12 protein-coding genes are annotated in these 12,258 nt (G+C 72.5%); 8 read left to right on the forward strand and 4 right to left on the reverse strand.

The window, feature by feature from the left end:
* Positions 1 to 32: 32 nt before the first annotated feature.
* The gene (locus OU416_RS25445) at positions 33 to 1,487 is read right to left on the reverse strand and encodes an alpha/beta hydrolase (protein ID WP_270929524.1); all 1,455 of its coding nucleotides are present in this window, start codon (positions 1,485 to 1,487) and stop codon (positions 33 to 35) included.
* Between the two features lie 287 nt (positions 1,488 to 1,774).
* Between OU416_RS25445 and OU416_RS25450 the strand changes: the two genes are divergently transcribed.
* From OU416_RS25450 to OU416_RS25460, 3 genes are all read left to right on the forward strand, one after another.
* Entirely contained in the window at positions 1,775 to 2,914 is a 1,140-nt protein-coding gene (locus OU416_RS25450; protein ID WP_270929525.1) for a sensor histidine kinase, read from the forward strand.
* A gap of 180 nt (positions 2,915 to 3,094) precedes the next feature.
* Entirely contained in the window at positions 3,095 to 3,697 is a 603-nt protein-coding gene (locus OU416_RS25455; protein WP_270929526.1) for a response regulator transcription factor, read from the forward strand.
* A gap of 11 nt (positions 3,698 to 3,708) precedes the next feature.
* Positions 3,709 to 4,380, forward strand: a complete 672-nt coding sequence (locus OU416_RS25460) for a GOLPH3/VPS74 family protein (protein WP_270929527.1) — start codon at positions 3,709 to 3,711, stop codon at positions 4,378 to 4,380.
* A 3-nt stretch (positions 4,381 to 4,383) separates the two neighbouring features.
* Here the strand turns inward: OU416_RS25460 and OU416_RS25465 are convergent, their stop codons facing one another.
* From OU416_RS25465 to OU416_RS25475, 3 genes are all read right to left on the reverse strand, one after another.
* Positions 4,384 to 5,031, reverse strand: a complete 648-nt coding sequence (locus OU416_RS25465; RefSeq protein ID WP_270929528.1) for a GNAT family N-acetyltransferase — start codon at positions 5,029 to 5,031, stop codon at positions 4,384 to 4,386.
* Between the two features lie 53 nt (positions 5,032 to 5,084).
* Positions 5,085 to 5,438: a hypothetical protein gene (locus OU416_RS25470; protein ID WP_270929529.1), complete on the reverse strand. Its 354-nt coding sequence runs from the start codon at positions 5,436 to 5,438 to the stop codon at positions 5,085 to 5,087.
* A gap of 227 nt (positions 5,439 to 5,665) precedes the next feature.
* The gene (locus tag OU416_RS25475) at positions 5,666 to 8,242 is read right to left on the reverse strand and encodes a glycohydrolase toxin TNT-related protein (protein WP_270929530.1); all 2,577 of its coding nucleotides are present in this window, start codon (positions 8,240 to 8,242) and stop codon (positions 5,666 to 5,668) included.
* Positions 8,243 to 8,540: 298 nt separating this feature from the next.
* Between OU416_RS25475 and OU416_RS25480 the strand changes: the two genes are divergently transcribed.
* From OU416_RS25480 to OU416_RS25500, 5 genes are all read left to right on the forward strand, one after another.
* Positions 8,541 to 9,779, forward strand: coding sequence for an MFS transporter (locus OU416_RS25480; RefSeq protein WP_270929531.1), 1,239 nt, complete (start codon positions 8,541 to 8,543; stop codon positions 9,777 to 9,779).
* Positions 9,780 to 9,790: 11 nt separating this feature from the next.
* Complete coding sequence (locus OU416_RS25485) at positions 9,791 to 10,762, forward strand: DMT family transporter (RefSeq protein WP_270929532.1); 972 nt, start codon at positions 9,791 to 9,793, stop codon at positions 10,760 to 10,762.
* A gap of 6 nt (positions 10,763 to 10,768) precedes the next feature.
* Positions 10,769 to 11,620 carry a bifunctional methylenetetrahydrofolate dehydrogenase/methenyltetrahydrofolate cyclohydrolase gene (locus OU416_RS25490; protein WP_270929533.1) on the forward strand — a complete coding sequence of 284 codons (852 nt, stop codon included), beginning with the start codon at positions 10,769 to 10,771 and terminating at the stop codon, positions 11,618 to 11,620.
* Positions 11,621 to 11,657: 37 nt separating this feature from the next.
* Positions 11,658 to 11,939: a DUF3017 domain-containing protein gene (locus OU416_RS25495; protein WP_270929534.1), complete on the forward strand. Its 282-nt coding sequence runs from the start codon at positions 11,658 to 11,660 to the stop codon at positions 11,937 to 11,939.
* Between the two features lie 53 nt (positions 11,940 to 11,992).
* Positions 11,993 to 12,258: DUF3017 domain-containing protein (locus OU416_RS25500; protein WP_270929535.1), on the forward strand; the 266-nt coding region annotated here is incomplete at its 3' end.

Raw genomic sequence — 12,258 nt, forward strand, 5'->3', positions numbered from 1 at the left:
CGCAGGAGAGCTCCTGCGCCAGTCCTCCGGGATCAGCAGGCGAGGTCGCGCTCCGGGCGTTCGCCGTCGACCAGGAAGCCGGTCGCGATGTCGTGGACGCACGGGTTGTCCAGGAACAGGTAGGCCAGGTGGCCGCCCTGGTCGGCGGTCACCATCCGGGCCCGGTCGCCGAAGGCCTTCCGCAGCTCCTGGGCCCCGGCCAGCGGGGTGGCGGGGTCGCGGAGGTTCTGCAGGACCAGCACGTTCGACGGGCCCTCGTCGGTGATCTCCACCTGCGGTTCGACCGGCTCGGACGGCCAGAACGCGCACGGCGTGATGTTGGCCCCGGCGGCGCCGAACATCGGGTGGCGGAGCCGGTCGAGCTCGACGTTGCGCTGGTAGGTCCGGACGTCCTCCGGCCAGGCCGAGTCGTTGCAGATCACGTGCAGCTGGCTGGCCAGGTAGTTGTCCGCGGGGATGCTCGGGTCGACGGGAGCCGGGTCGACGGGGGCCGGGGCTGGCACCGGGTTGCCGGTGTCGAGCGCCTGCCAGGTCTCGGCCAGCCGGGGCAGTTCGCGGTCGTAGTAGAGCGCGGCGAAGGTGGCGAAGCGGAACGCCTGGCCGTTGTAGCCGTCCGGGCTCGGGGTCGCGTCCAGCCGCGCGGCGAGCTCGAAGTACTTCGCCCGCACCTGTTCCGGGGTCTCGCCGAGGCCGTACTCGGGGCGGGCGGCGGCGAACTCCGCGAAGTCCGGGAACCGGTCTTCGAAACCTCGCCCGAAGGCCCTCGCGAACTCGGCGTCCCAGCCGTGGGGGCCGGTGGCGCTGTCGATCAGGAACCGGTCGCTGCGCTCCGGGAACATCGTGGTGTAGACCGAGCCGAGGTAGGTGCCGTAGGAGATGCCGAAGTAGGACACCGTCGACTCGCCCAGCGCCTCGCGGACCCGGTCCATGTCGCGAGCGGTGTTGGCGGTGGTGATGTGCGGCAGCAGCGGCGCCGTCGGCGACGATCCGCACTTCTCCGCGACGGCCCGCACCCGCTCGGCCTCCTCCTCGACGGCTGCCGCGCCGGCCGCGTACACCGGGATGTTGGTCGGGTGCTCCAGGGGTGTGAGATCGCAGGTCACCGGCGTGCTGTGGCCGACGCCGCGGGGGTCCATCCCGATCACGTCGTAGCTGTCCAGCACTTCCCGCGGCAGCCCCAGGTCGCGCAGGATCGCCGGGAACTCCAGGCCGGTGCCGCCCGGCCCGCCGCTGTTGGTCAGCAGCACGCCGCGGCGCTTGTCCGGGTCCGCGCTCGCCAGGCGCGAGACCGCGACGGATATCGTCCGGCCGCCGGGGTCGCGGTAGTCCAGCGGGACGTCGAGCGCGGCGCACTCCAGGCCGGGCTTGGTGACGTCCACCGGGCACGGGCCCCAGTTCAGCTGTTCAGGTGGCGTCGCCGACGCCGTGATCGGGGTCAGGGTCGCCACCACCGCGGCGGCGAGGACGGTCAACGCGGGCTTGCGCATCAGCGCTCCTCTGAGTTGCTCCACAATGGACATAGCTGGGAGTGCCGTTGCGGCAGCGGGTTCCCAGCCGAGGTGAGATCGGATGTCGATGGCTCCGATTCCAGCGCGCCGCGGCCGCCGCACCCAGTGCCGCCGCGTCAGAAGCGCGCCGTGACATTTCTGCGCGGAAGGCATGACGCCGTGTCACTGGTGCTCGCCGCGCGAACGGAGCAATAGTGTTGGGCGAACCCGCCGCGCGACTCCGGAGATCCGCTCATGAACGCCAGACCGCTGCCCGGAACCGCCTGATGCGGCAGAACGCACGCCGGGCGCGGACGCGTGGGCAGCTGCGCAAGACCAACCTCACGATGTTCCTCCCGCTGCTCGCCGTCGTCGGCGTGGTGGTGGTGGCGTTCGACGCCCGGAACTGGTGGGAGGCCGCCGTCCTGGCCACCGGCGTGGTGGCGACCCTGGTGGCGTTCGTCCGGTGGGCGGCCGACGACCTCCTGCGCGTCGCGCCGATCGCGCTGGCCGTCACGGCCGCGGTCTGGGCCTTCGGGACGTTGGCGGGGGAAGGGCGGATGGCGTTCTTCGGCATCTCCTTCGTGGGCGCGCTCACCGTCCCCAGGCTGTCGCGCTGGCGGATCTGGGCCGCGGTGGCCCTGGTCGGCTACGTCGCCGCCGCGGGAGCGGCGAGGCTGCTGGTCACCGACGAGGAAGTGCCGGAAGTGCTGGTCCGGTACGTCTTCATCCCCGCGGGGATCACCGTGGTGATGATCGGGTTCATGTTCCCCAACAAGCGGTTCTACGACATCGTCGCGGAGCTGGAGGAGGCGCGGGAGCGGGAGGCCGAACTGGCCGTGATCCGCGAACGCGTCCGGTTCGCGGGCGATCTGCACGACATCCAGGGCCACACCCTGCACGTGGTGAAGCTGAAGACCGCGCTGGCGCGGAAGCTGGTGGACAGCGATGCGGAGCGGGCCAAGCAGGAGCTGCGCGAGATACACGACCTGGTCAGCGACACCATCACCCAGACCAAGGAGCTCGCCTACGCGCAGCGCAGGCTCAACCTCTCCGCCGAGCTGGAGAACGCGCGGAACCTCTTCGAAGCGGCCGGGATCGACGTGCGCGTCGACCGCGAGGCCGATGTGGACCAGCGCGTCGGCGAACTGCTCGGCCAGGTGCTCCGCGAGACGACCACGAACATCCTGCGGCACGCCCAGGCGACGCAGGTGCGGATAGCGCTGTCGGCGTCGAGCATCAGCATCGTCAACGACGGCGCCCAGCGCGCCCCGGTCCCCGAGCTCAGGGGACTGGCCGCGCTCGCCCAACGCGTCGCCGCGGACGGTGGCGAGCTGTCGGTCGACCAGCACGACGGCGAGTTCCGCACCGCCGCGGAGTTCCCGACCCGCGCGGTGTTCCCGAACCGAGCGGAGGCGCCCGGATGACACCCTTTGTGCCAACCGGAGCCCTGCTCAACCGCACCTCAGGGGACCGTGACGCAACCCAGCCACAAGAAACCGCCCAAACGTGAGATCGACCCCAGACGCAACCACCACTGAAAATCGCGGAGAGGCGGACATGGGAGAGGCGGACATGGGAGAGGCGGACATGGGAGAGGCGGAACAGTGACGACCGTGGTGCTCGCCGACGACGAAGCCCTCCTCCGCAAGGCGATGGCCGCGCTGCTCCCGCTCGAGGGCGACATCACCGTGCTCGCCGAAGCGGAGAACGGTGCGGAGGCCGTCGAAGCCACCCTGCGGCACCGGCCCGACGTGCTCGTCATCGACCTGGAGATGCCCGGTGTGGACGGGCTCGGCGCCGTCGCGGAGATCCGCCGCACCAGGCCGGACCAGGTCATCCTCATGCTGACCCGGCACGCCAAGCCCGGTGTGCTCCGCAAGGCGCTCAAGCTCGGCGTCCAGGGCTTCGTCAGCAAGGCCGCCGACCCCGCGCACATCACCTCGGTGATCGGCGTCCTGCACGGGGGCAAGCGCTGGATCGACCCGGACGTCTCCGCGCTCGCGCTGGTCGACGACTGCCCGCTCACCGACCGGGAGCTGGACGTGCTGCGCGTGACCGGCGAGGGCTACTCCGTCGCCGACATCGCCGCCCAGCTCCACCTCGCGCAGGGCACGGTGCGCAACTACCTGTCCAACGCCATGCAGAAGACCCAGACCCAGACCCGGCACGAAGCAGCCCGCTACGCGCGCGAGCACGACTGGCTGTGAGAGAGGAAGAAATGCTGCTCGTCGAAGACCTGATGATGCTGCTGCTCGACGATGAAACGGGAGTTCCCGCAGCGGCGGGGACCCTGCACTACAGCCTCGGCGGTGCCGTGCTGGTGGAGCTGGCGCTGCGCGGCAGCGTCGACTCCGACGGCAGCACGGCGCTCAACGGCCCGAAGATCAGCGCTGTGGAAGGTGCCCAGCCGGAGGACCCGCTGCTGCGCTCCGCCTACGACAAGATCGCCGAGAAGCCCCGCCGGGTTCAGCCGCTGCTGCTCGAAATCGGTGCCGGGCTCCGGAAACCGGTGCTCGACCGCCTCCTGGAGCGCGGCGTCATCCGCGTCGAGAAGAAGAAGGTGCTGGGCATCTTCCCGACGACCAGGATGCCCGCCGAGGACACCGGCCGCGAAGCGGAACTGCGCCGCAAGATCCGCGCCGCGCTGGAAGACGGCGAGACGCCCGACAGCAGCACCGGCGCGCTGATCGCCCTGCTGTCCTCCAGCGGCGCCCTCCCCGCGCTGCGCCCGCCGCTCGCGTGGTCCGGCGAGGTCGCCGAGCGGGCGAAGGAGTTCGAGCAGGGCAACTGGGGCGCTGAAGCCGTGAGCACCGCGGTCGCCCGCACCGCAGCGGGGATCGCCGCGTCCACCGCCGTCGTGACCGTCACGACCATCACCAGCACGTCGTGAGCCTCAGCGGTCGACCCCGAGCAGCGGAAGGCAGGGCGTGAGCCCTTCGACCTCGACCGGCACGGTGCGGTGCCGCTCCCAGTCCGCGCGGGTGAGCCGCAATCCGTGCTGGACGGCCAAGGCACCTCGGATGGCGTGGCGCTGGAATCCATCGGGCCGGTAGCCGAGCTTGCGGGACACCGCTTGCGAGGCCGCGTTGTCCGCGAACGCCGCGGAAACGGCTTCTTCCGCGTCGAGGCAGGCGAAACCGAGGTGCAGCACGGCCGCTCGCATCTCGGTGCCGAAACCCCGGCCCTGGTAGCGCTGTCCGAGCCAGGAACCGGTGCTCACCTCGCGGGTGATGGCGAGCTCGCGGGCGCTGATGCTCTGCAGCCCGACGACGACCTCGCCGTGGAGCACGGCGAGGTCGAGCGACCAGTCCTGCGGGGTCCAGCTGCCCAGCTCCCGCCAGTGGTGCTGGATCACGTTCAGCGCGACCTGTTCGGGCGGGTGGTCGGTCCACGGCGTGGAGAACGGCATGACGGCGGGGTCGTGGACCCCGTCGGCGGCCAGCCCGGCCAGCTCACCGAGTTCCTCGGACGACGGCAGGCGCAGTTCGAGCCGCGGCGTTGTCAGCTTGAGCCCGACGAGCGGGAAGTGATCGACCAGCATCCGTCCATGGTGGCGGCGAAACCCCTGCCGGGCATCCGATTTCCGCTGTGCTGTCAGCGGAACTCGTGGACCACCTGGATCTCGCCGACGATGTGGGCGTTGAACTCGTCCAGCTCCTCGGCCGGAACCCAGAGCTCCAGGATCGTCCGGCCGCCCGCCTGCTGCACCGGGTACCGGCGCAGGAACTCCGACTCGACCTCGAACCGGGTCACGAAGCCGCAGCCGTCGTGCACGACGTTCCAGTCCCGCGCGATCTTGATCGCGTAGTCCTCGTCGAGCACCGGGTAGAAGATCGGCTGCTCGGGAAGCCGCGGCGGCCAGGCGCGCCAGTCCAGCTCACGAACCAGCTCAAGCTCGACGGGACCGGTGGGACGCCACAACGTCGTCGTGGACCGCTGGCTGCTCATGGGACTGCTTCCTGAACGTGGCGACCACCGCTGCGGTTGCCGGGACCGGCGACGCTACCGGACGCCGCAGCCCGCCCCACTGGTTTTCGAAACCCCCGGAAACGGGTGAAGGGCACCTTTCACCAACATATTTGGCGAAAGGTGCCCTTCACCTCGCACCTGATCGTGAAATGCGCGAGGGCACCCGCGAACGATCGCGGGTGCCCTCGCGCTTCAAAGCGATCCGATCACTCCATGGGCGGGCGCTCGGTGGCCGGCATCTCCGCCAGGGTGCCGTCCGCGAGCAGGTCGCTGACCGGTGCCGGGAGCACGAAGGCGGTGCCGCCGCCCGGCTGCTCGAACCACGGGACCGCCGTGCCGCGCAGCGCCTGGACCGGGCGCTGGATGCGGTAGGCGAAGTACGAGCGGTTCGACCACTGCGGCGGGAGCGAGCGGTGCGTGTACGGCGTGCGCATCGCGTAGAGCACGTTGCCGTTCGGCTCGCCGAAGCGGTCGAGCTCGGTGCCCGGCTGGAGCATGATCACGCGCCGGTCGCGGTACAGCGTCAGCGGCGGTTCGCCGTTGAGCGGCTGGATCTGCTGGCCACCGGGCTGCTGGCCGCCCGGCTGCTGACCACCGGGCTGCTGACCACCGGGCTGCTGGCCACCGGCCTGCGGCGGGCGCGGCGGTCCGGGCGGCGGGCCCTGCCGGTGCGGACCGGCCATGCCGGGGCCACCGGGGCCGGGACGGCGCTCCGCACCGCCCACGGGACCGGGTGCGCCCTGCTGCTGAGCCGGGGCTCCGCTCTCGCGGCGCGGCTGGCGCTTCGGCAGCGGCGGAACGCCGCCGGGGCCGCTGACCGGCGGCTGCTGCACGGGCTGGCCGACCGGCGGGGACGGCGGAGCCGCGGGCGGTGCCGGGCGGTCGAGCTGCGGCGGCTGCTGGAGGCGGGTCGCCTCCTCCTGCGGCGGTGCCGCGTCGTGCTGCACCGGCGGTTCGGGCGGAGCGCTCGGGGCCGCCGGGTCCTGGTTCGCGGTGAACAGCGGGTTCGCCGCCGCGGGTTCCGGGGCGCGCTCCGGCTCGGGCCGCTGGGGCAGGTCGGAGCCCGGTGTGCGCTGGGGCAGCCCGGGTTCCGGTGCCCGCTGCGGGAGCTCGGCTTCGGGCGTGCGCTGCGGGAGGTCCGGTTCCGGCGCTCGCTGGGGCAGCTCGGCCTCGGGCGTGCGCTGCGGCAGAGCCGGTTCCGGCGTCCGCTGCGGGAGCTCGGCCTCGGGCGTGCGCTGGGGCAGTCCGGACTCCGGTGCCCGCTGGGGCAGCTCGGCCTCGGGCGCGTGCGCCGGTTCCGGCGTGCGCTGCGGCAGGTCGGGTTCCGGCGTCCGCTGCGGGAGCTCGGCCTCCGGCGTGCGCTGCGGGAGCTCGGGCTCGTCGTGCGGCAGTTCCGGCTCGGCGGCTGCCGGGCGGCGCTCCATGAGCAGGCTGCCGAGCAGGTACGCCGCCGCGTCGTCGACGCGGGCGAAGCGGACGTCCTCGCCGCGGCCGGTGCTGGTGGTCACGACCCAGTCCGGGCCGTCCTGGACCAGGCAGCGGGCGCTCTCGCTGTGGCTGCCGATCCGGTAGCCGTCGCCGTCCACCTGGAACTCGGTGAGCCGGTCGTGCAGCACGGCCAGCACTTCACCGGTGTCGGGCAGCTCGTCCTCGTCCTCCAGGACGTGCCGCGAACCGCCGGCCGGCTCGGCCTCGGCGGCCTCCGGCTCGGCGAAGTCCTGCGGCTCGTCGGCGAAGTCCCGGGACTCCTCGGCGTAGCTCGGCTCGTCGTCGGGCTCCGCGGCGTAGGCCGGGGCGTCCGCGATCGGGTTCCGCGGCTCGTCGGCGTAGTCCTGCGGCTCGTCGGCGAAGTTCTGCGGGTCGTCGTCGGAGTCGGTCGGCTGGTCGAGCAGCTCGCTGACCGCCGCGTCGCGGGTCGCGTCGTCGACCTCCGCCAGCTGGAAACCGCGGCGGCGGACGTGCGCGACGAACTCGGACTCCGGCGGCACCCCGTACTGGGCCAGGTAGAAGGCGATCGCTCCCGGCCACAGCCACGCGCCGTCGGTGTGCCAGGTGCTCGGCACGACGGTGGGCCGCTCCGGGTCGAGCTGGTCCTCCTCGTCCTCGCGGGCGGCGAGCACGACGGGCGCGTTCTCCAGGTACTGGCGCAGCTGGGCGATTTCCTCGGCCGGGACCGGCTCGCGGTCCGCGACGACCGGGCGGCCCTGCTCGTCGAAGTCGTCGAAGGAGCTGGCCACCTGGAAACCGGTCGGCTCGTCCTCGGCGACCGCGGGCGGTGCGACGACCGGCTCCTCGGCGACCGGCGGCGCGACCGGCGCGTCGTCGACCGGGGCACCGGGGGCCGGCGCGGTGCCGTCGATCCGCTCCCGCATCCAGTCCGGGATGTTCTCCTCGGCGCGCGGGTAGCGGCGCAGTTCGTCGACGTAGGCCGCGCGCGGCAGCGGGCGCTGCCAGCCGGGCTCGGTGTCGAAGTTGATGTCGATGCGGTAGCTGGACGGGCGCTCGACCACGTACAGCGCGCTGAGCCAGGTACCGACGTCCGGCCGGTACATGCCCTCGCGCAGGCTCTCGAAGATCTCGCGCAGCTCGGCCGGCGGCTCCAGCGAGCGGGCACTGCCGTCCTGCGCCGTCACCTCACCCAGCAGGTCGTGGTACTCACCGGTGGCGCGGTACTCCACCGTGATCTCCTGCCAGTCCTCAGGAGCGCCCTGTAACAGCAGAACCCCGATCTTGCGGGCGATCTGCTCCTGCTCTTCCGGACTGATCGCTGTCGGACGCGACATGGGTGACATCCTCCCCCTCTCGACGAGGCAACCCGACTCCACCCCGGCCCAAGACGCTACTCGACGCGGGCCCGGCCATGTGCGCTGTGTGGGACTTCCGTTCCGTTGATCCAGCACACGTGCGCGCGTTCAAGATCCATGTCACCGCGTGCGGTGATCTCGTCACGAAGCCTGCCGGTTTCTCGTCCGGATGAACATCACACCACCAGGTGGATTGGATCAGCGGCGCGTTCGCAGCGGTCAGCGGTGCGCGAAAACGAGTAGCGGTACACCCGTGCCAGAAGCAAGAGTGGGGTACGTGCTGCAGCCCTACCGACTCCTCGCGGCGGTTCCGCACGCGCCGAGCCTGATGTTCTTCAGCCTGCTGGGCCGGCTGCACATGCCCGCGCTCGGCATGGTGCTCGCCTTCCTGGTGGTCGACTGGACCGGTTCATACGCGATCGGCGGCGTGATCGGCGCGACGATCACGGTCGGGCAGGCCATCGCCGGGCCGCTGCGCGGGCGGGCGGCCGACCGCAGCTCGCCGCCGCGGCTGCTGGTGGTGACCGGCATCGGTTCCGGGCTCGGGATGGTCGCCATCATCGCCGTGACCAGCTGGGTCGATCCGGCGCACTGGTGGCTGGTGCTGCCGGTCGCGCTGGCGACCGGGCTGTCGCACCCGCCGATCACGCAGATCGGGCGGGCGATCTGGCCGCGGCTGGCGGACGGCCCGGCTCGCGAGGCGGCCTTCGCGGTCGAGGCCACCCTGCAGGAGCTGCTGTTCGTGGTGGCGCCGATGCTCGCCGCGTTCGCGGTGGCGGTGTGGGGACCTGCCGCGGCGATGTACGCCTGCGCCGGGTGGGCGACGGCCGGTTCCGTCCTGTTCGCCGTCGTGCTGTGGCGCGCCGGCCTGAACGAGGGGCTGGGCGAGCGCGCGGCGGGGGAGCGCAAGTCCGCGCCGTTGTTCCGGATCCCGGGGTTCGTCTCGCTGCTGGGCTTCTTCGGGCTGCTCGTCGGCGGGTTGATCTCGGTCGACCTGGTGCTGGTGGCCTGGGCGCGCGAGCGCGGTGAGCCGGAGCTGGCCGGGGTGCTGGCGATGGTGTGGGCGGTCGGGTCGCTGATCGGCGGGCTGGTGCTCGGCGGATCGGGCAGGCGTCCCCGGCTCTGGCTGCGGGCGTCGCTGACCGCGCTCGGCCTGGTGGCGCTGGTGCCGGTGCTGCCGCCGATCGCCGATCCCGGCTCGCCGCTGCTGATCGGGGTGATCCTGATGATCGGCGGCACGGCGGTGGCCCCGACGCTGGCGGCCAGCAACGGCCGGCTGGCCGACATCGCGCCACCGGACCGGCGCAACGAGGCGTTCGGCTGGCTGGCCAGCGCGACCACCTTCGGCGGTGCGGTCGCCGCGCCGCTGTCCGGGGTGATGCTCGACCTGGCCGGTCCGGCCGCGGCGGCCGCGGCGGCCGGCTGCCTGGCGCTGGCGGCGGCCGGGCTTGTCGTATCTCACAACCTCCGGGCATCGCGGTCCGAGCGGGCTGCGGAGCAGACTGCCGTCACGTGACCCTTACGCCGGTGAAACCTTCCGATCCCCAGGTCGCTCAGCGCGCGCTCGGCATGGCCGGTGCGGCCGCGGTCGGGCTGCTGCTCGCCGTCCAGGCCCGGATCAACGGTGCGCTCGGGGCCCGGATGGACGACGGGATCGCGGCCGGGCTGATCTCGTTCACGTGCGGGTTCGCCGTGCTGCTCGCGGCGTCGCTGCTGATCCCGCGGGCTCGTCGCGGATTCCGGAACCTGACCGCGGCGCTGCGCGAACCGGGCGGGCTGCGGCCGTGGCAGTGCCTCGGCGGGGTGTGCGGCGGGTACCTGGTGTTCACCCAGGGCATGGCCGCGACCGCGCTGGGCGTCGCGATGTTCACCGTCGCGGTGGTGGCCGGGCAGGTGAGCAGCGGGCTGGTGGTGGACCGCCTCGGGCTGGGGCCCGCCGGGCCGCAGCGCGTGACACCGGCACGACTCGTCGGCGCGGTGCTCGCCGTGGTCGCGGTGCTGATCTCGGTGTCCGCGCAGCTGGGCGGCGCGCAGGCGAGCTGGCTGGTGCTGCTGCCCGCGCTGGCAGGCGTCGGGCTGGGCTGGCAGGCGGCGGTCAACGGCCGGATGAAGCAGGCGGCCGACTCGGCGGTGTTCGCCTCGATGGTCAACTTCGGGATCGGGATGGCGGCCCTCGCGCTGGCCTTCGCGGTCGAGGTGCTGGTCCGCGGCCTGCCGGAGTTCCCGGCCGACGGCTGGCTCTACACCGGCGGCTTCCTGGGCATCTTCGTGATCGGCGGGTCGGTCGCGCTGGTCCGCTACACCGGGGTGCTGCTGCTCGGCCTGGGCATGATCGCCGGGCAGCTGGTCGGGGCGCTGCTGCTGGACGTGTTCGCGCCCGCGACCCAGGACGGGATCGCGACGTCCACCGTGGTGGGCGTGCTGCTCACCCTGGTGGCTGTAGGCGTGGCGGCAATGCCGGACCGGGCGGGACGGGGCGCGCGTCGTCTGCCACGATGAACAGCCGTGAGCGCGACGATTCTGGATGGCAAGGCCACCAAGGAAGCTATCTTCGACGAGCTGCGGCCCCGGGTTGCCCGGCTCGCCGAGCAGGGCAGCGCCCCGGGGCTGGCCACGGTCCTGGTCGGTGACGACCCCGGTTCGCATTCCTACGTGCGTGCCAAGCACAACGACTGCGCCAAGGTCGGCATCAAGTCGATCCGCAAGGACCTGCCCGCCGACGTCAGCCAGGCCGAGGTCGAAGCGGTGCTCGACGAGCTCAACGCCGACCCGGCCTGCACCGGCTACATCGTGCAGCTGCCGCTGCCCAAGCACCTCGACGCCGGCCCGCTGCTGGAGCGCATCGCGCCGGAGAAGGACGCCGACGGCCTGCACCCGATCAGCCTCGGCCGCCTGGTGCTGGGCGAGGAGGCGCCGCTGCCGTGCACGCCGCGCGGCATCATCGAGCTGCTCCGCCGCTACGACGTGCCGCTGGGCGGTGCGCAGGTCGCGGTCGTCGGTCGCGGCATCACCGTCGGCCGCCCGATCGGCCTGCTGCTGACCCGGCGCAGCGAGAACGCCACCGTGACGCTGTGCCACACCGGGACCAAGGACCTCGCCGCCGAGGTGAGCCGCGCCGACGTGGTGATCGCGGCGGCGGGCAAGCCGAACCTGATCACCGCGGACATGGTCAAGCCGGGCGCGGCGGTGCTCGACGTCGGCGTGACCCGCACCGAGGCCGGGCTGTCCGGCGACGTGCACCCGGACGTCGCGGAGGTCGCCGGGTTCATCTCGCCGAACCCGGGCGGGGTCGGCCCGATGACCCGCGCGATGCTGCTGACCAACGTCGTCGAGGCGGCCGAGCGCAACCTCGGCTGATCTCCGCTCGGCGGGGACCGCGACAGGTAGGAGGAACGTGAGCGAGCAGTCCGGCGGAAGGTCGCGCCTGGTGAGCTACGTGCCGTTCGGTTTGGTGCTGCTCATCGCGGCGGTCGGGTTCCTGCTGGTGTCGATGCAGTACTGGCGTCGCGGCTCGGTGCTGCTCGTGATGGCGCTGCTGGTCGCGGCGGGGCTGCGGGCGGTGGTCCCGCCGGAGCGCGTGGGTCTGCTGGCGATCCGCAGCCGGGTGGTGGACGTCCTGCTCTACAGCGGTTTCGGGGTGGCGATCCTCGCGGTGGCGCTGACGATCAAGCGCTGAGCGGCGGTGGTCGCAAGGGCCGCCGCCGCTCGCGACAGGCAGGTAGGAGGAACGTGAGCGAGTCGTCCGGCGGAAGGTCGCGCCTGTTGACGTACGTGCCGTTCGGTTTGGTGCTGCTCATCGCTGCGGTCGGGTTCCTCCTGGTGTCGATGCAGCACTGGCGCCGCGGCTCGGTGCTGCTCGGCTTGGCCTTGCTGGTCGCGGCGGGGCTGCGGGCGGTGGTCCCGCCGGAGCGCGTGGGTCTGCTGGCGATCCGCAGCCGGGTGGTGGACGTCCTGCTCTACAGCGGTTTCGGGGTGGCGATCCTCGCGGTGGCGCT

The sequence above is a fragment of the Saccharopolyspora indica genome, from assembly GCF_027853965.1.
Taxonomy (GTDB): domain Bacteria; phylum Actinomycetota; class Actinomycetes; order Mycobacteriales; family Pseudonocardiaceae; genus Saccharopolyspora; species Saccharopolyspora indica.

Coding starts and splice junctions, on each gene's coding strand:
- OU416_RS25465 (WP_270929528.1), bottom strand. CDS start 5,031: ATGCTGGTCGATCACTTCCCGCTCGTCGGGCTCAAGCTGACAACGCCG.
- OU416_RS25450 (WP_270929525.1), top strand. CDS start 1,775: ATGCGGCAGAACGCACGCCGGGCGCGGACGCGTGGGCAGCTGCGCAAG.
- OU416_RS25475 (WP_270929530.1), bottom strand. CDS start 8,242: ATGTCGCGTCCGACAGCGATCAGTCCGGAAGAGCAGGAGCAGATCGCC.
- OU416_RS25460 (WP_270929527.1), top strand. CDS start 3,709: ATGCTGCTCGTCGAAGACCTGATGATGCTGCTGCTCGACGATGAAACG.
- OU416_RS25470 (WP_270929529.1), bottom strand. CDS start 5,438: ATGAGCAGCCAGCGGTCCACGACGACGTTGTGGCGTCCCACCGGTCCC.
- OU416_RS25445 (WP_270929524.1), bottom strand. CDS start 1,487: ATGCGCAAGCCCGCGTTGACCGTCCTCGCCGCCGCGGTGGTGGCGACC.